This window comes from Nocardia sp. CA-119907 (genome assembly GCF_050955995.1).
GTDB lineage: Bacteria > Actinomycetota > Actinomycetes > Mycobacteriales > Mycobacteriaceae > Nocardia.
Map to the genome: position 1 here is coordinate 7,652,254 of NZ_CP192091.1, position 16,123 is coordinate 7,668,376.

General features: G+C 67.2%; 15 protein-coding genes. 5 read left to right on the forward strand and 10 right to left on the reverse strand.

Annotated elements, in window-relative coordinates:
- Nucleotides 1-22 precede the first annotated feature (22 nt).
- A complete protein-coding gene (locus ACQP2D_RS34400) occupies nt 23-934 on the reverse strand; it encodes a helix-turn-helix domain-containing protein (protein WP_433680098.1) in 912 nt (303 codons plus the stop codon).
- 123 nt (nt 935-1,057) lie between these two features.
- On the opposite strand from ACQP2D_RS34400, the gene ACQP2D_RS34405 reads away from it, so the two are divergent.
- Complete coding sequence (locus ACQP2D_RS34405) at nt 1,058-2,128, forward strand: aldo/keto reductase (RefSeq protein ID WP_433680099.1); 1,071 nt, start codon at nt 1,058-1,060, stop codon at nt 2,126-2,128.
- 178 nt (nt 2,129-2,306) lie between these two features.
- Nucleotides 2,307-2,486: a toxin-antitoxin system HicB family antitoxin gene (locus tag ACQP2D_RS34410; RefSeq protein WP_433680101.1), complete on the forward strand. Its 180-nt coding sequence runs from the start codon at nt 2,307-2,309 to the stop codon at nt 2,484-2,486.
- A gap of 134 nt (nt 2,487-2,620) precedes the next feature.
- Here the strand turns inward: ACQP2D_RS34410 and holA are convergent, their stop codons facing one another.
- The 4 genes from holA to ACQP2D_RS34430 all read right to left on the reverse strand — a co-directional run bounded on the left by holA (nt 2,621) and on the right by ACQP2D_RS34430 (nt 8,711).
- Nucleotides 2,621-3,592, reverse strand: coding sequence for a DNA polymerase III subunit delta (gene holA, locus ACQP2D_RS34415; protein ID WP_433680102.1), 972 nt, complete (start codon nt 3,590-3,592; stop codon nt 2,621-2,623).
- A 374-nt stretch (nt 3,593-3,966) separates the two neighbouring features.
- Nucleotides 3,967-6,588, reverse strand: coding sequence for a ComEC/Rec2 family competence protein (locus tag ACQP2D_RS34420; protein ID WP_433680103.1), 2,622 nt, complete (start codon nt 6,586-6,588; stop codon nt 3,967-3,969).
- Nucleotides 6,585-7,691 (reverse strand): helix-hairpin-helix domain-containing protein, encoded by a 1,107-nt coding sequence (locus ACQP2D_RS34425; protein ID WP_433680105.1) that lies wholly within the window; start codon nt 7,689-7,691, stop codon nt 6,585-6,587. The genes ACQP2D_RS34420 and ACQP2D_RS34425 overlap by 4 nt, the downstream gene beginning before the upstream one ends.
- 138 nt (nt 7,692-7,829) lie before the next feature.
- The gene (locus tag ACQP2D_RS34430; protein ID WP_433680106.1) at nt 7,830-8,711 is read right to left on the reverse strand and encodes a class I SAM-dependent methyltransferase; all 882 of its coding nucleotides are present in this window, start codon (nt 8,709-8,711) and stop codon (nt 7,830-7,832) included.
- 60 nt (nt 8,712-8,771) lie between these two features.
- On the opposite strand from ACQP2D_RS34430, the gene ACQP2D_RS34435 reads away from it, so the two are divergent.
- The gene (locus ACQP2D_RS34435; protein WP_433680107.1) at nt 8,772-9,374 is read left to right on the forward strand and encodes a TetR/AcrR family transcriptional regulator; all 603 of its coding nucleotides are present in this window, start codon (nt 8,772-8,774) and stop codon (nt 9,372-9,374) included.
- Nucleotides 9,375-9,521: 147 nt separating this feature from the next.
- On the opposite strand, the gene ligD is transcribed toward ACQP2D_RS34435, so the two are convergent.
- The 3 genes from ligD to lexA all read right to left on the reverse strand — a co-directional run bounded on the left by ligD (nt 9,522) and on the right by lexA (nt 12,026).
- Entirely contained in the window at nt 9,522-10,469 is a 948-nt protein-coding gene (gene ligD / locus ACQP2D_RS34440; RefSeq protein ID WP_433680108.1) for a non-homologous end-joining DNA ligase, read from the reverse strand.
- A 295-nt stretch (nt 10,470-10,764) separates the two neighbouring features.
- On the reverse strand, nt 10,765-11,256 hold the full coding sequence (locus ACQP2D_RS34445) for an FBP domain-containing protein (protein WP_433680110.1): 492 nt from the start codon (nt 11,254-11,256) through the stop codon (nt 10,765-10,767).
- Between the two features lie 107 nt (nt 11,257-11,363).
- Nucleotides 11,364-12,026: a transcriptional repressor LexA gene (gene lexA / locus ACQP2D_RS34450; protein WP_433680111.1), complete on the reverse strand. Its 663-nt coding sequence runs from the start codon at nt 12,024-12,026 to the stop codon at nt 11,364-11,366.
- Between the two features lie 158 nt (nt 12,027-12,184).
- Here lexA and ACQP2D_RS34455 point away from each other — a divergent pair, with 158 nt between their 5' ends.
- Nucleotides 12,185-12,943 carry an SDR family oxidoreductase gene (locus ACQP2D_RS34455; RefSeq protein WP_433680112.1) on the forward strand — a complete coding sequence of 253 codons (759 nt, stop codon included), beginning with the start codon at nt 12,185-12,187 and terminating at the stop codon, nt 12,941-12,943.
- Nucleotides 12,944-13,152: 209 nt separating this feature from the next.
- On the forward strand, nt 13,153-14,376 hold the full coding sequence (gene thrS / locus ACQP2D_RS34460; RefSeq protein ID WP_433680113.1) for a threonine--tRNA ligase: 1,224 nt from the start codon (nt 13,153-13,155) through the stop codon (nt 14,374-14,376).
- 61 nt (nt 14,377-14,437) lie between these two features.
- Here the strand turns inward: thrS and ACQP2D_RS34465 are convergent, their stop codons facing one another.
- Nucleotides 14,438-14,884: an HIT family protein gene (locus ACQP2D_RS34465; RefSeq protein ID WP_433680115.1), complete on the reverse strand. Its 447-nt coding sequence runs from the start codon at nt 14,882-14,884 to the stop codon at nt 14,438-14,440.
- Nucleotides 14,885-15,276: 392 nt separating this feature from the next.
- On the reverse strand, nt 15,277-16,119 hold the full coding sequence (locus tag ACQP2D_RS34470) for a DegV family protein (protein ID WP_433680116.1): 843 nt from the start codon (nt 16,117-16,119) through the stop codon (nt 15,277-15,279).
- Between the last annotated feature and the right edge of the window lie 4 nt (nt 16,120-16,123).

The window sequence follows — 16,123 nt, forward strand, 5'->3', positions numbered from 1 at the left end:
CGGATGATTGTTGGGTGCGTGCTCACTCCAGGTCGGCACGCAGGCGATCCAGCGCGTCCTGGGAGTCCGCATCGGCCGCGCGATAGATGACGATGCGCTGGTCCGGATCCTGCAGCGGCATGAGCACCTCATAATTGACGACCAGCGGGCCGACCCGAGGATGCCGCAGTGGCTTCTGCCCGCGGCCATGGACCTTGACGTCGTGCCTGGCCCAAGCCTGCGCGAACTCCCCGCTGCGGGCGGTGAACTCGGCGACCAGATCGGCCAGTTCCGGATCGTCGGGATGGGCCGCCCACGCGGCGCGCAAGTCGGCGACGCCCTCGCGAATGACGCGATCGCGCTCACCGTAGAAGTCGCGCAGCGCGGGATCCATCAGGCATAGCCACATGGTGTTGCGCTGCCGCGGTGGCAGGGCGCCGAAGTCGACGATCAGGCCGGCCATCTCCGGATTCCACGCCAGGATGTCGTAGCGGTGGTTGACCAGCATCGCCGGCAGCGGCGACAGATCGCGCACCAGCATCGCCAGTGCGGGCGCGGGGACGGTGTTCGGTTTCCCGGCATTCGGCTGCCGCTGCTGGGCCAGATCGAAGAGATAGGCGCGCTCGTCGGTGTCGAGGCGCAGGGCGCGGGTGAGCGCCTCCAGGACGTCCGCGGACGGGCGCAGGCCGCGACCCTGTTCCAACCGGACGATGTAGTCGGTGCTCACGCCGGCCAGTTCGGCGACCTCCTCGCGACGCAAACCCGGGGTGCGCCGCGCGTGTTTGCGTGCGGGCAGACCGAGATCGCCCGGATTCAATCGCTCGCGTCGGGCGCGCAGAAAGTCCGCGAGTGCCTGTGCCCAATTGTCGGTGCTCCCCGACCCGGCATGATCACGCGAGCCACCGCCGTCAGGCCTGTGCTCGCCCCGCTGTGTCGCCTTCACGGTGCTGGTCATCGCCCTCGATCTTACGGCTGGGTAGGACTGACCTTCCCAGGATGAACCTTCCCTTACCCATGGTCCCGAATCGCTCCAGACTTGATCACAACGGAAACGAAGTACGAATGACGGGAGCACGACATGTCCGGAGCACGCACCCTCGATACCTACCGGCTGCTCGGCCGTTCGGGTCTTCGGGTGTCTCCGCTGTCCCTGGGGACCATGACATTCGGCGCCGATTGGGGTTGGGGCGCCGATAAGGACGAGGCCCGCAAGATCTTCGACACCTACGTCGAGCGCGGCGGCAACTTCATCGATACCGCGAGCCAGTACACCAACGGCACCTCGGAGCAGCTGCTCGGTGAGTTCAGCGCCGACAATCGCGAAAGTCTGGTGCTGGCAACGAAATACACGATGCTGCGGCGGCCCGGCGATCCCAACTCCGGCGGCAACCACCGCAAGAGCATGGTCGGCTCGGTGGAGGCCAGCCTGCGCCGGCTGAACACCGACTACATCGATCTGCTGTATCTGCACGCCTGGGACTTCCTGACCCCGGTCGAGGAGATCCTGCGCGCCATGGACGATCTGGTCCGCGCGGGAAAGGTGCTCTACGTTGGCATCTCCGACGCACCGGCCTGGCAGATCGCGCGCATGCAGACCATTGCCGATCTGCGCGGCTGGTCGCCGCTGATCGCACTGCAGATCGAATACAGCCTGATCGAGCGGACCGTTGAACGCGAGCTCATTCCGATGGCACGCGAACTCGGACTCGGCGTGGTGCCGTGGTCGCCGCTGGCCAGCGGCGTGCTCACCGGCAAGTACAGCCGCGCCGATCTCGATCATGACGCCGCGGGCTCGCCCGAGGGCACCCGCAAGAATGTGGCCGCCGCAAACGGCTCGCTCACCGAACGCGGGCTCGCCATTGCCGATGTGGTGAAAGATGTTGCGGCACAACTAGGTAAGACGCCGTCGCAGGTGGCACTCGCCTGGACCCTGCAGAACCCGGGCGTCACGGCGCCGATCATCGGCGCGCGCACCGCGGCACAGTTGGAGGACAACCTCGGTGCGCTCGAGGTCGAATTCGATGCGGCGCAGTTGGATCAACTGCAAGCGGCCAGCGCGATCGAGCTGGGCTTCCCGCACGACATGCTGGCCCGTCCGATGACCCGCGGAGTGACCTTCGGCGACCTGAAAGTCGAAGGCCGCGACTGAGTTTCACATCATGCGGTGGGTGCGAGCCCGACTCACACCCACCGCATCAGCGTGTCGGCCACCGATGAGCACTCTCCCGATCTGCACTATTTCGTTCCGGGTGGAATGGTCGCCAGACGACGAGGAGTTCGTCGGCCGATGACTCGAATTCCCCTCGCTGTCCTGGCTGGCGGAGTCGATGGCAGAGGCATTCGAGGGGATCGTGCACCTGGTCGTCGACGTGGTGGCCGATCTTCGGGAGTCGCAGGAGCCGGTTCCCGATCCGCTGGCGGATCGGAAGTTCAGCGGGCACTTCGCGTTGCGAATATCTCCAGCTCTGCATCGGCGCCTGGCTACGGAGGCGGCCGAGCACGGGTGAGCATCAATAAGTGGGTCAACGAGAAGTTGGCGTCGACTGAGCGGTAGTCCCGGATGTCGGCTACCCCGGCGCCTATCGCTGTCAGCCTGGTCTCGGTGGCAATCCGCTGGGCAATTTGTTGTCGGGGAATCGCATCAACTTGCGGAGTGCAGGTCCAGGATCTGGGTGAGTGCGTGTTCCAAGGCGTAACTGGCGTCGGCGGCACCGCCTTTGACATCGGCATTCAGCGTGGCGACGACCTGTAGGGCCGTGCCGATGCTGGCCTGGTTCCAACCCCGCGCTTGGGCCTGCGCCTTCTTCACCTTCCAGGGCGGCATACCCAATTGCTGGGCCAGCTTGAACGGGTCGCCGCGGCCCGCGGAACCGACGCGGGCAATGGTGTGCACGGAATCGGCGAGTGCGTCGGCGAGTAGTACATGTGGCACGCCGCGATCGTTGGCCCAGCGTAATGCCTCCATGGCGCCGGGCCGATCGCCCGCCACCGCGAGTTCCGCGACATCGAAGCCGGAGATCTCGGCCTTGCCGGAGTAGTAGCGGCGCACCGCGGCGATATCGACCTTGCCACCGGTATCGGAGGCCAATTGCGAACAGGCCGCGGACAATTCCCGCAGATCCGAGCCGACCGCCTCCAACATCGCCTGCACTACCTCGCTGGAGACCCGCACCCCGGCATTCCGGAATTCGCCGCGCACGAACTCCACCCGTTCGGACGCCTTGGTCAACTTGGCGCAATCGTGCACCTGCGCACCCGATTTCTGCAGCGCTGGCGCCAATGCCTTGGCCCGACCGCCCCCGGAGTGCAGCACCACCAGCACCACGCCCTCGGGCGGATCCCCGGCGGCGGCGGTGATCACCGCGACCGCATCCTTGCCCGCATCCGCCGCCGACTCGAGCACGATCACCCGATCCTCGGCGAACAGCGAAGGACTCAATAGCTCGGCCAGTTCCGCGGTACTGGCATCACCCGCCCGCAGCCGATCGACGGGCACCGCATCGGGATCGGGCGCACCCGCCCGGACCTGCGCGGTAATCCCCGCGATGGCCCGCTCGACCAGCAACTCTTCATCACCGAGCACCAGGTGCACTGCCGCAGTCCGTTCGCTCACGGGAGCATCCTACGTACCCGGACCGACACAACCACCGGGCCGCATAGCGTGCCCCGCCGCACCAGCCGACTCGTACCCGCACTCCAACCACAAGCGCCCCCCACCGCACCAGCCAACTCATACCCGCACTCCAACCACAAGCGCCCCCCGCCGTACCAACCAACCCCAGACCACATCGGCGATATGCCCGGTAGGCGACGGCGTGGTGCGCGGCAGTTGTTTCGCATGGTGGTCGTGCCCCAAGGCCCGAGCCATTGTTCAGGTCGTGATCCGCGGTGTTGTCGGCGTCCAACCGCTCCTCCTGATACGCGATGGCGCATTCCAGGGGAGTCCGGTCCCGATCGCGGGCCGAGGGGATCCGTGGGTGCCTGCTGTCAAGATTTGGTCGATCGTGAGGTCAAGGTGCGAAGGTTCGGACCGGAGCCGCTGATCACCGTGTCGCCGGATCGGTCGGTGCGGATCACTCGGGTGCCGATGTCGGCGAGGTCGGCCAGTACGCCGGGATTCGGATGGCCGAAGGTGTTGTGGGCGCCGACGCTCACCAGCGCGAGACGAGGCCGGACGGCAGCTAGGAATTCCCTCGTGGTGGTTCGGGATCCGTGGTGCGGGACCTTCAGGATATCGGCCTGGACGGCGGCACCGGAGCGCAGCAGTCGCTCTTGTGCCGGGGCCTCGATATCGCCGGTGAGCAGGATTCGGCCCGCGGGGGTGGCGGCGGCGATGACGATCGAGCGGTCGTTGGCATCGTCGGCGCTGGGAGTGCCGGTCGGGCGGCGCTCGCGTGGGGCGGGTGCGAGTACGTCCAATTCGACAGCGCCGAAACGCAATACGTGTCCGGAGGTCAGCTCGAGTACCGGGATGTGTGCCTGTGCCACGATGCTGGCGACTTGATCCGGCCCGCTGACCTCCGTGTGCCGCTCCCGTGCGGCAGGTGGCTCGCCGGTCGCCTTGCTCGAATCCAGCTCGGATCCGGGCGTATTCGATATCGGAGGGTTTTCGGCGTCCGCGAGTTCGGATCCGGTACGTCCGGAAATCGTCGCTTCCGGTAGTTCGCCCGGACCGACCGCCAGGGCATCGACCGTACGTCCCTGTACGGCACCGGCGAGACCGCCGATGTGGTCGGCGTGTGGATGGGTCAGGACGAGCAGTGCTATCCGGTTGACGCGCAGGCGATCCAGACAGCCGCGGATGGTTCGCGGATCCGGGCCGACATCGATGACCACCGCGGTGTGGTCACCAACGGACAATGCGAGCCCGTCGCCCTGTCCGACATCGCAGACGGCCAGCACCCAGCCCCCAGGTGGCCAGCCCGGATGCCAGAACCGGATCGGGATCAGCACCGCCGCGACACCGAGCAGTACGGCGGCGGCCAAGCGCCGAAGCAGCGCGGACCGCAATGCCAGCAGCACGAGGACGACCGCCGCGCAGGCCATCAGCCCGCCGGTCGAGCCATCGGGTACCGAAATCTCCGCGCCCGGCACACGCGCCGCATGGTCGGCGACGAACAGCAACCACCACAGCGGCGGTTCCGCGCAGCGCAATACCAGTTCGGCCAGCGATGGCCAGACCGCGGCGAGCGCGGTGCCGATCGCGCCGAGCACCGTGACGGGTGCGATCACCGGTTCGACAAGGATATTCGCGAGAATCGCGACCAGGCTCAGCCGTCCGGTGAGCGCGATCACGAGCGGTGTCGTCACCACGAAGGCGGCGGCCGATACCGCGACGATCTCGGCCGGGACCCGCCACCAGCCGCGAGCGCGCAACCAGTCCGCCCAACTCGGCGCCAACAGGATCAGTCCGGCCGTCGCGAGTACCGACAGTCCGAATCCCGCTCGCACCGCCAATTCCGGCCACACCGCGAGCAAACCGATGACGGCCGCGCAGAGTGCGGGCAATGCTTGTTTGCGGCGTCCGGTTATCAACGCGAGCAAGGTGATCGCACCCATCGCGCCTGCCCGCAGCACGCTGGGATCCGGGCGCGCGATGACAATGAACATCACCAGTGCCGCCGCCGCGACCACGGCACCGATGCGCGGGCCGAGGGTGAGCAGCCGCATCGCACCGAGCACCGCCGCGAGCAGAATCGTGAAATTGGCACCGCTGACCACGCACAGGTGTTCCAGCCCAGCGGTTTCGAAATCCTCGCGGACCTCGTCGGACAGTGCGGAGGTGTCCCCGACGACCAGCGCGGGCAGCAGTCCGGCCTGATGCTCGGGCAATACCCGCGCCGCCGACGCAAGGTCGGTGCGTACGGCTCCGGCCAGCCGCTGCCACCAGGGCAGCGCGCCGACCGGGACCGGCTGTCCCTGGGCTCGCAGGGTGGCGACGGTGAGATCGCGGTGCCACGGCCGTTCCGGTCCGGCGCGGAACTCCACTGCCCGGCCGGGCAGCAGCTCGCCCCACTCCGCGCCGGAGGCGAGGATCATTACGGCACCACCGGCCCGCACCGTCGCCCCGCCCTGCTGATACTCGGTCAGTCGCGCCCGCACCGTCCACTGCCGCTCACCACCGAAGGCACTGGACCGCACCGGTTTCGGATCACCGGTCGGTACCGCAACCACCCGCACCGAGGCCGCGGTGTGCCGCAATGGATGCGTTGCCACCCGGTGCGCACGGCATGCGCCCGCCGCCGCGAACCCGGCACCGAGCAGCATCGCGGCCAGCGTGGCAATGGCGACGACCCGCCACCGCTCACGGGGATGCGCCAGCGCACGCAAGAGCACCACCCAGAGGGCGATCGCCAGCAATATCAGCGCCGACGCGAGTACGAGACCAGCGACCCACCCCGCGGTGAGCGCGACAATCGTTGCTCCCCAACAACACAGCGCCGCGGGCAGTAACCGCGCATCGAGCGCCGGTGCCACCTCGTCTGCCGTGGAACCGACCTCCGCACCCGACCGCCGATCAACCTGCGCCAGCGCCCGCCGGCCGCCATGTCGTCCAGCCGGTCGGTCGATGCGACTGCGTTGATTCGATACACCTCTGGGTGCGGTCATATCGTCACCAGATCGCGGAGGCGGGCCAGCCGGGCCGGGCCGATACCGTCGACCTCACCGAGTTGGGCGATATCGGTGAATCGTCCATTTGCGGTGCGCCAGGCGATGATTGCGTGAGCGGTGACGGGGCCGATACCGGGCAGGGCATCGAGTTCGGCTTCGGTCGCGGTATTGAGGTCGACTTTGGCCGATGAGCGTGGTGCGGCGGAATTCGATGCCGAACCACTCGGTGCTCGTCCGCCCGCGCCGATCGTCGCGCTGCCGAGCGGCGGCGGGGCCGCGTTCGGTCCACTCGGACCGACGAGCACCTGGTCACCGTCCTGGAGGCGCTGGGCCAGGTTGAGACCGTTCAGGTCGGCGCCGTCCTTCGCACCGCCCGCGGCGGTGAGTGCGTCGGCGACTCGCGAACCCGCCGGTAAGCGCACGAGACCGCCCCGGTGTACGAGGCCGACCACACTGACAACCAATTCCGCTGCGGGAGTGGCTGTTACCGATGCGGCGGGCGAAATTGCGCCAGGCGCGGCGGCCATGCTGGGGCCCGACAGTCCTGCCGATACCGCGGCGGTGCTGGTTCGCGCCGCGGACAGTGGCGGCACCGCCTGCGCCACCGGTCGCTCACGCAATACGACAACCGACGCGACCACCACCGCCGCCAGCCCGACCATGGCCAGCGTCACCAATCCCCGCCAGCCCGGGTCCAGCCGCGTCCCTCGAAATCGTTCCGGCACAAGATGATCGCGCCACGCGGAGCGTCCCTTCGGCTCGTCCAGCCAGCCCGGGGTGCGCACCTCGCCGCCCCCGTCTACCCAGTCGTCCTCATCCACCACATCCCCGTCGTCCCCGGTCCGGGCATCTTCGGGGTCATGCGAGGGCAACTTCTCGTCATCCCACCGCCCCGCATTCGCCGAGCGCCGCGAACCCAATGCCGGTTTCGCACACCGATTTTCGGCTCCCAACCGCTGTCCCGATCCAGGCGGCTGCGCACACTCGACGCCCCCGGAATCGACCGCACCCCCGGCCCCGATCGTTCGGCTGGCACCGACTCGCTCGGTCAACGCGCCCAGTCGCCGCCGAATCCGCTCGCGCTCATGTTGTCGTGACATGGCGGCGACGCTAGTCCCGGGGCAACGCCGGGAATCAGCGCTGAAAAGGCGAAATAGAAAGTCTGTTGATAACTCCCGACCTGTGGACAACTCGGTCGCCGAGGCGCCGATTTTCGGTCGGCAACTGACGTGGCGGCATCACTTCGAACCAGTGACGTATCCCCCAGGACGGAGGTGATCTTCGAGGTGACGGTCATGGCCTTCCCTGAGGACCGCGGTGACCACCGTCGTGGTGAACCGCACCGGGAAAGAGCCGCCCGCGGCATCGATGGCGGCCCCGACTCCCACAAGTACCGCATCCTGCGTGGCCGCAGAGAACTGGGCGTGGCCACCGGTGGTGGGCAAGTGGTCCAGCCACTCGTCTCGGGTGTAGGACCGCTCCCAGTCGAATCGCCATTCCTCGGGATCACCGAAACCGCCCGCGGCTCGTATCCCGTCGACCACCTTCTGATGCGGCATCGAGTACGCATCCTGTGCGGCCGCCGTCGCCCAGCGAGCGGCGAGCGAATCGGGCGCTACCCGGCGATAGACCTCGGCGAAGGCCTGTGCCAGTTCGGTCGGCGGTTGGCCAGCGTTCCAGAATGCGGCAAGCCGCCCACCCGGCCGTAGCGCCTCGGCCGCCTTCGCGGCTCCCCCGACCGGTTCCACCCAGTGCCAGGTCTGCCCGGAGATGACGGCGTCGAATATCCGACCAGCGGGGTCCCAGGCTTCGAAAGCCGCCACCTCGACCTCGAACCCCTGCTGACGCGCCCACTGCGCCATCCGCGCGTCGACCTCGACGCCGAGCACACGGCAGCCGGCCGCCCGGAACTGCCGGGCGGCAATGCCGGTGCCGATGCCGACATCGACGACATCGAGCCCGGGGCTGGCGGCGACAATCGCATCCACCATGGCCTCGGGATAGCGTGGTCGGGCCCGGTCATACCGGTCGGGATCCGAACCGAACGATTCGGCCAGTTCCCGGGCTTGATGGGATTCGCGTGCGGAGTCGGGCGAGTGTTCCGGAGGTAGAGTGGGCATGCGCCCACCATAGTGGGCGCATGCCCACTTGCCAAATAGTCGATGAAAGAGGGAGGCACCGTGCCCACAGGCGTGGCCATACGCGATCCGCGCGAGCAGCTGTTCGACGCGGCCGAGCGAATCCTGCTGCGCGATGGACCGAATGCGCTGACCAGCCGCGCGGTCACGACCGAGGCAGGCTGCGCCAAGGGTGTGCTGCACCGGCACTTCGACGACTTCGACGCCTTCCTCACCGGACTCGTGCTCGATCGGATCGGCCGGATCGAGCAGCAGTCCGCCGCCCTGCGCGCATCGGCCGGCACCGGCACGGTCACCGCCAACCTCACCGACGCATTGAGCGCCGTCTTCGAATCGGTCGCGGTAGCCATCGTCAGCCTGGTGACCTTCCGAGATGAGCTGCGCACCCGCCTGCGCCAGGTCCGACCACCCGGCGTCCCCGTACTCACCGAAGCGACAGCCATGCTCGCGACCTACCTCACCGCCGAACGCGACCTGGGCCGCATCACCCCCGACGCGGATGTCGAAACCCTCGCCCTCACCCTGATCGGCAGCGGCCACCTACTCTTCGCCGACCGCAAAGACACCCCACCCGCCCCCGCCGCCACCCACAGGGTCGTAACCACAGTCATAGGTAGCGTCCTCCGAGAGCCAGCGGACCAATAGCACCACACACCCCGAATAACGAACGCGCACAACATAATCGGCGCTCCTCACATGAGATGACGAACATCCCCCAGACCGACGACCTCACGGTTGCGGAAATAGTCGTCCTCCCGGAGTTCCGTATGCTCCCAGTGCCGCGTGAACCACTTAATCGAATGGCGCTTTGACTTCGTTCGGTGATTTGTCGGGGCGCAGCCCGCGCCAGGAGGGGTGGCGGAGGCGGCCGTCGCCGGTCCATTCGGTGAAGGTTACTTCGCCGACGAGTTCGGGGGTGACCCAGATGGCGTCCTTGATGTCGGTTGCGACTGTGGGGGTATTGCGTTGTAGCGGTTGGAGTTTCGACTGTAGGTCGGTGAGGGTTGCTTGGGTGAAGCCGGTGCCGACATTGCCGATGTAGACGAGATTTCCGGTGTTGTCGTTGACCGCCATCAGGAGTGAGCCGATACTGCCTGCGCGCCTTCCGGTTCCGGGGCGCCAGCCGACGATGACGACTTCCTGGTCGCGGACATTCTTGACCTTGGTCCAGAGTGGGCTGCGTCGACCGGGGAGGTAGGGGCTGTCGCGGCGCTTGCACAGAATGCCTTCGAGCCCGAGGCGTTTCGATTCGGCGAGGATATCGGCGCCGGCGCCGTCCAAGCGCGGCGGGACCTGCCAGTGCGGGCCGCGCAGGCCGAGTTGTTCGAGTAGCTGGCGGCGCTGCTGATAGGGCAGGTCGATCAGCGAGCGGTCGCCGATGTGGAGCAGGTCGAAGATCAGATACGTCGCGGGGATCGTGCGCCGCAGTGCGCGGATCGCGGCGGGATTGCGCTGATGCATCCGTGGCTGCAGCGCCTCGAAGGAGGTCCGGCCGTCGGCGGTGAAGGCGACGATCTCGCCGTCGACGACGAATCTCGGACTTCCCGGTGCGAGGTCCACGAGTTCGGGCCAGGCCGCGGTGATGTCCTTATCGTTGCGCGAGACCAGCCTCAGGTTGTCGTCGATATAGCCGATGGCGCGAATGCCGTCGAACTTGACCTCATAGGCCCATCGGTCATCGTCGCCGGGGAGGGCGCCTGCCATCGCCAGCATCGCCGCGTAATGCGGCAGCCGTGTCACACCCGCCTCGTCGCCATCGCCGATCCCCTCGCGAACTGGAACGCTGCTGACAGTTAGCTGAATAATACCGACTGGTCTGGCAGGATCGGCGGCGCGGGATCGGCTACGCAGCGGGGATTCCGCTCCGGATGAGGTGGTCCGGCCGATGTCCGGGCCGTCTCAACCGGAGCGGAATCCTGAGCACCCCGAGTTCTGGTGCGGTGTCGCGGAACTCGGGGTGCGATAGTGCGCGGGTTGTCAAGTGTCGGCGCATGGCATCTACCTCCGTTTCTCGATGCGTCCGGATGCGAACGGACTAGCTGAAGAGCCTGGTGACGAAGGCGGTCATATTGTCGCGGACCCGCTCGATCTTCGTCTCCTCGGTAATGAGATCTTCCCGGTACCGGTTGCCGAGTGCGGGCGTTCGCTTACCGCGCGCGTAGAGCGAGCAGGCGAGATCGGTGCACATATAGGTACCGATCGAATTGCCTCGACGCCCGGATTCGCCCGCCTTGTGCGCGGTCATCAGCGAGACGCCGTGGCCGGTGTGCGTGGTCAGGCAGATCGCGCACATCTGGGTCCGGCCGGATCCGCCCGTCTCGTAACGCAGCGCGACCCCGACAAGGCGATCATCCTGCGGCACAACGAGATAGCCACGGCCGGGCAGCGACGGATCGCTCCAGCCGAGGAAGTCCAGGTCATCCCATGGCTGTGTATCCAGCTCCCGGGGCATGGGCAACTTCTTGGCGGTCGTCTTGGAACAGTTGATGAACGACGACCTGATGTCGCGTTCGGTGACGGCTTTCATATGGCATCGACTCCTTCGGTTGATCGGGAACAAACCGAAGCGACGCTACAGCTGGTCGTTAGCGCGGACAACGGATTTTCGAGCCACCGCACACCGCGTCACCGAGCTCACACCCGGCGCATCACCGAGACCACCTTCCCCAGCACCACGGCCTCGTCACCATCGATGACGTCGTAGGCCGGATTGCGCGGCTCCAGGTACACGTGCCCGTTGCGACGGCGGTAGACCTTGACCGTCGCCTCACCATCGATCATCGCGGCGACGATGTCACCCGAATGCGCCTCGTGCTGTTTGCGGATCACCACCAGATCGCCGTCACAGATCGCGGCGTCGATCATCGAATCGCCGCGCACGCGCAGGCCGAAAACCGTTCCGCGCCCGACGAGTTCGCGCGGCAGCGTCATCATATCGTCGGTGTGCTCCTCGGCGAGGATGGGTGTGCCCGCCGCGATATCGCCGACGACCGGCACCGTGACCGAATCCTCGCGCTGCTCCCGCGGCGCGGACGGCCGCAGGAACATGCGCACGTCGATCGGCCGCGACATGGTCTCGCTGCGCCGCAGAAATCCCCTGTCCTCCAGGGACTTCAGATGTTTGGAGACCGACGACGAGGAGCGCAGCCCGACGGCGTCGCCGATTTCCCGGGTATTCGGCGCGTACCCGTAGCGCACCACCCAGTCCCGAATCGTGGCGAGAATCCGCTGCTGGCGCGGCGGCAGCGTCGAAGTGTCGAGGTGCTCGAAGGCATCGAGGTCGTCGTATCCGGTCACCCGGGGAATCGTAGAGGTAAGCGCGGACAATTCGTTCACGCACACCAGCTGGTACCTGCGTGTTCTCCGGTCTTGTCACACCATGCCCCTGGACGTCGTCATACCTACGAAGACCTACTGACGGGGCCGCACACCGGCCCACCGAGCTTGGAGGAACCATGACGACCATCCTGTTGACCGGCGGTACCGGCACACTGGGCCGCCACGTCACCCCACTGCTGGTCGATGCCGGTTTCAAGATTCGGTTGCTCAGCCGCACTGCCCACGAATCGACCGACGGCATCGAATACGTGACCGGTGACCTGCTGCAGGGCACGGGCGTCGAGGCGGCGGTCGACGGCGTGGAGGTCATCCTGCACCTGGCGGGCGGCCCCAAGGACGATGATGTGGCGACCCGGCACCTGGTCGACGCCGCGGCAAAGACGGGGGTGCGACACATTGTCTACATCGGCGTGATCGGCGCCGACAAGCTGCCGATCGGCTATTTCAAGGCCAAACTCGCCGCCGAACAGGCCATTGTCGAATCGGGCGTACCGTTCACCATTCTGCGTGCGGCCCAGTTCCACGACCTCGCGCTGAAGACCGCGCGGGCCATGGCGAAGAGCCCGATCGTCCCGGCCCCCGGCGGAATCGACTGGCAGCCGGTCGATTCGCGGGAGGTCGCGGCCCGGCTGGTGGAACTGACGCGTGGCGCACCGGCCGGGCGGGTGCCCGATCTGGTCGGGCCGACGGTGTACTCGATGGCCGAGCTGATCCGCGGCTATCTGCAGGCCGCGGGCAAGCGCCGGATATTCCTGCCGGTTCGGGTGCCGGGCAAGGTCGGACGCGCGTACCGGGCCAAGGAGAATCTGACCATCGGCGGCGCGACGGTCGGCAAGCTCACCTGGGAGAACTTCCTCGCGGAGCAGGTCGGCTAGCCGACTTCGGCCACGCCAGCGCCATCGCGCACAAGAGACTCGGACGCCACCGCGGATCTGCTACGGTGGCGACCATGAAGCGCGCTGCTGTGACGACGACGCCGGAGATTGTCCCGGTGCGCTGATTGCTGTCTGATCGAAGCCCTGGGGCGAGTGCCCCGGGGCTTCGTCTTGTGTGGTCACTCGCCCGCTGTCCGCGAGGAGACCCCATGTACGACCATCGCAAACTCGGCCGCGAGCTCGGCCTGTTCGATACCGACCCACTGATCGGATCCGGGCTGCCGTATTGGCTGCCCGACGGCGCCACCGTGTGCCACACCCTGGAGGAATACATCCGCGGCGCGGAACGGCGGGCCGGATACCGGCACGTGTACTCACCGCTGCTCGGGAAGCGGGAGCTCTACGAAATATCCGGGCACTGGTCGCATTACCGCGATGACATGTTCCCGCCGATGGAGCTGAGCGGCGAGCAGGTGGTACTGCGGCCGAGCCTGTGCCCGCACCATGCGGTGATGTTCCGCGCCCGCTCGCACAGCTACCGCGAATTGCCCTTGCGCATGGCCGAATTGGGTGGCATGTATCGCTCCGAGCTCTCCGGTGTACTCGGCGGACTCACCAGGGTCCGCGCGATCCAGCTCAATGACGCGCATATCTTCTGCACCGTGGACCAGGTCGCCGACGAGGTCGCGGGCGCACTGGAGCTGATCCGGCGGGCCCATGCGGCGCTGGGCATCATGCCGACCCGCTATCGGCTCTCATTGCCCGGGCCGGGTGGGAAATATGTTGCCGTCCCTGAGCTTTGGCGGCGTTCGTGCGCCATGCTGACCGAGGTACTGGAGCGCTCCGGCCTGTCCTACGAACCCGCCGAAGATGAAGCCGCGTTCTACGGTCCCAAGATAGATATCCAGTTCACCGACAGTGCCGGTCGCGAATTCACCCTGTCCACCGTGCAGGTCGACTTTCACCAACCGGAGCAGTTCGACCTGCACTACATCGGCGCCGACGGTGCCGAACATCGCCCGGTCATGGTGCACCGCAGCATCATCGGCAGCGTCGAGCGGGCCGTCGCGCATCTGATCGAGGAGTACGGCGGTGCGTTCCCGGCCTGGCTGGCCCCGACCCAGCTGGTGCTGCTGCCGGTCTCGGCGGCCGAGGTTGCGCACGCCGAGGCACTGGTCCGACGCTGTCTCGAGCTGGGGCTGCGCGCCGAGATCGCCGATCCCGAACTCGGCAGTCTCGGCGCGCGCATCCGCCGGGCCAGATTGGTCCCGTACCAGGTCGTCATCGGTCCGAAGGAGGTCGCCAATGACCGTGTCGCGGTGCGCCTTCGGGACGGACGTCGCCTCGAACCGCTATCGGTCGACGAATTCCTCTCCCCCGTAACCGAACTCATCGACGCACACAGCACCGACCTGTGGTCGACTCCGGAGTGAGGCCAGCCGGATCGCATCCCGCCCGTCCGAGTTCCGGACCGCGCCCGGTCGATCCGTGTCGTCAATGCTCGGTGACGAAGTGGATCGCCAGCCGATCACAGAGCTCGCCGAGCGCGCTGGCATCGATGTGTGGTGCGTCCGGCCACGCATCGGCATGGGTCCACGGCACCGACTCCGGGGTGCCGGGCGGGCGCGCGAAGACGTGCTGATGGAAGTGCGCGACGCTGAGCCCGGTAATCGCGGAGAATACGAATTCCGGTGCCAGCTCGACATGCAACGCGTGCGCGGCGCGGCGGGCCGCCCAGCCCACCGCCCGCGCCTCGGCATCGGTCAGGGTCGACAATGTCGGTGCGTGTCGCCGCGTCTCCACGAAGAGATAGCCGGGCACCGGCGTACCTTCGGTGAGCGGTCGGTGTGTCACCAGTATCAGGTCGTCCGCGTAGATCACCGGGCCGACCAGCGCACCGATCCCCCGGTGCTTATCGCAGATCGGGCATTCGCTCCCCACGTCGTCACCATAGTCGCGCACCGCCTCGATATCGAAGGTCGACCAGCTGACTCGACATCGCCGAGAGCCCTTGCGGCACTTCGTGATATCCCGCTGACGCGGTCGGGTCGCGCGCGGCCGTCGCGCGGCCCCGCCGCACATCGTGGTTCGTGGCATCGGCGATCGGTTCAGCGCCGCACCGCGTCCGGATGCTCCCATTCGAGCGATGCGACGGTCAGCGGCGGATTGATCGGAGTTGCGGAACGGGTCATGCCGCGACGTTAGTCACCTCGGCTGCCGACCAAAGGGGTTGCGATCAGCCAGAAATTATTACGCCTACCAGGCCACTCGACCGGAAGATGCGACACCCCCGCGCATGCTGGACCGTAGCCACACCTACTCGAAGGGCAAAATCAGGCGCAGCCGCCGGGGACGACCAGCACGCCGACGGCACCAACACCCAAGTGCACGCCAAGGGCGGGGCCGAATTCGGCGACGATCATTTCACCGATGCCGGGAACCAGCTCGCGCAGCTGAGCGGCGACCGTATTCGCGGCGTCCTCGGCACCGAGATGCTGGACGGCGACGGCGGCACCGTCACTACCCGCCGCATCCACCGCCGCCGCGACGAGTTTGGCGTAGGCCTTGGACCGGGTGCGGACCTTCTCGCGCAGTTCCAGTCGGCCCTCGACGATCTGCAGCAGCGGTTTACTCACCAGTTCGCTGCCGAAAAAGGCGGCGGCGCTGCTCAATCGGCCGCCGCGACGCAATTGTTCGGTGCGATTCACCAGGATGAATGTGCGCGACCGGCTCGCCGCGCCGACAGCGGTCTCGTACACGTCATCCAGTGCCGCGCCGCTGTGCGCCCGGCGGGCGGCCGCGAGCACCGGTAGCCCGGTGGCCAGGCCCGCGCCGAGCGAATCGACCAGTCGGACCCGATCGGCGGCATCCATATCGCGCACCGCCTGGCGACCGGCCTCCCACGTGCCAGAGAGCTGGCGCGAAAGATGTACCGCGACAACACCATCCCCGTTGCTGCGGGCGAGTGCCTGCTCGTAGACCGCGCGCAGCTCACCCGGCGAGGCCGCCGAGGTCGTCACGGTATCGGAGCCGTAGTCGATATCAATGGCGTCGATGCCTTCGCGAATGGTGCGGTCGCCGACCAGAACATGCAGCGGGACAACGGCAATGCCCAACTCATCGACGAGTTCGGCGGGAAGGCTGGCGGACGAATCGGTGACGACCACTACGGCCACGGGA

Excerpts from the sequence above, each read along its gene's own strand:
- ACQP2D_RS34425 (WP_433680105.1), bottom strand. The coding sequence starts at position 7,691 with ATGTCACGACAACATGAGCGCGAGCGGATTCGGCGGCGACTGGGCGCG.
- ACQP2D_RS34410 (WP_433680101.1), top strand. The coding sequence starts at position 2,307 with ATGGCAGAGGCATTCGAGGGGATCGTGCACCTGGTCGTCGACGTGGTG.
- ACQP2D_RS34455 (WP_433680112.1), top strand. The coding sequence starts at position 12,185 with ATGACGACCATCCTGTTGACCGGCGGTACCGGCACACTGGGCCGCCAC.
- thrS (WP_433680113.1), top strand. The coding sequence starts at position 13,153 with ATGTACGACCATCGCAAACTCGGCCGCGAGCTCGGCCTGTTCGATACC.
- ACQP2D_RS34400 (WP_433680098.1), bottom strand. The coding sequence starts at position 934 with ATGACCAGCACCGTGAAGGCGACACAGCGGGGCGAGCACAGGCCTGAC.
- ACQP2D_RS34445 (WP_433680110.1), bottom strand. The coding sequence starts at position 11,256 with ATGAAAGCCGTCACCGAACGCGACATCAGGTCGTCGTTCATCAACTGT.
- ACQP2D_RS34430 (WP_433680106.1), bottom strand. The coding sequence starts at position 8,711 with ATGCCCACTCTACCTCCGGAACACTCGCCCGACTCCGCACGCGAATCC.
- ACQP2D_RS34420 (WP_433680103.1), bottom strand. The coding sequence starts at position 6,588 with ATGACCGCACCCAGAGGTGTATCGAATCAACGCAGTCGCATCGACCGA.
- ACQP2D_RS34405 (WP_433680099.1), top strand. The coding sequence starts at position 1,058 with ATGTCCGGAGCACGCACCCTCGATACCTACCGGCTGCTCGGCCGTTCG.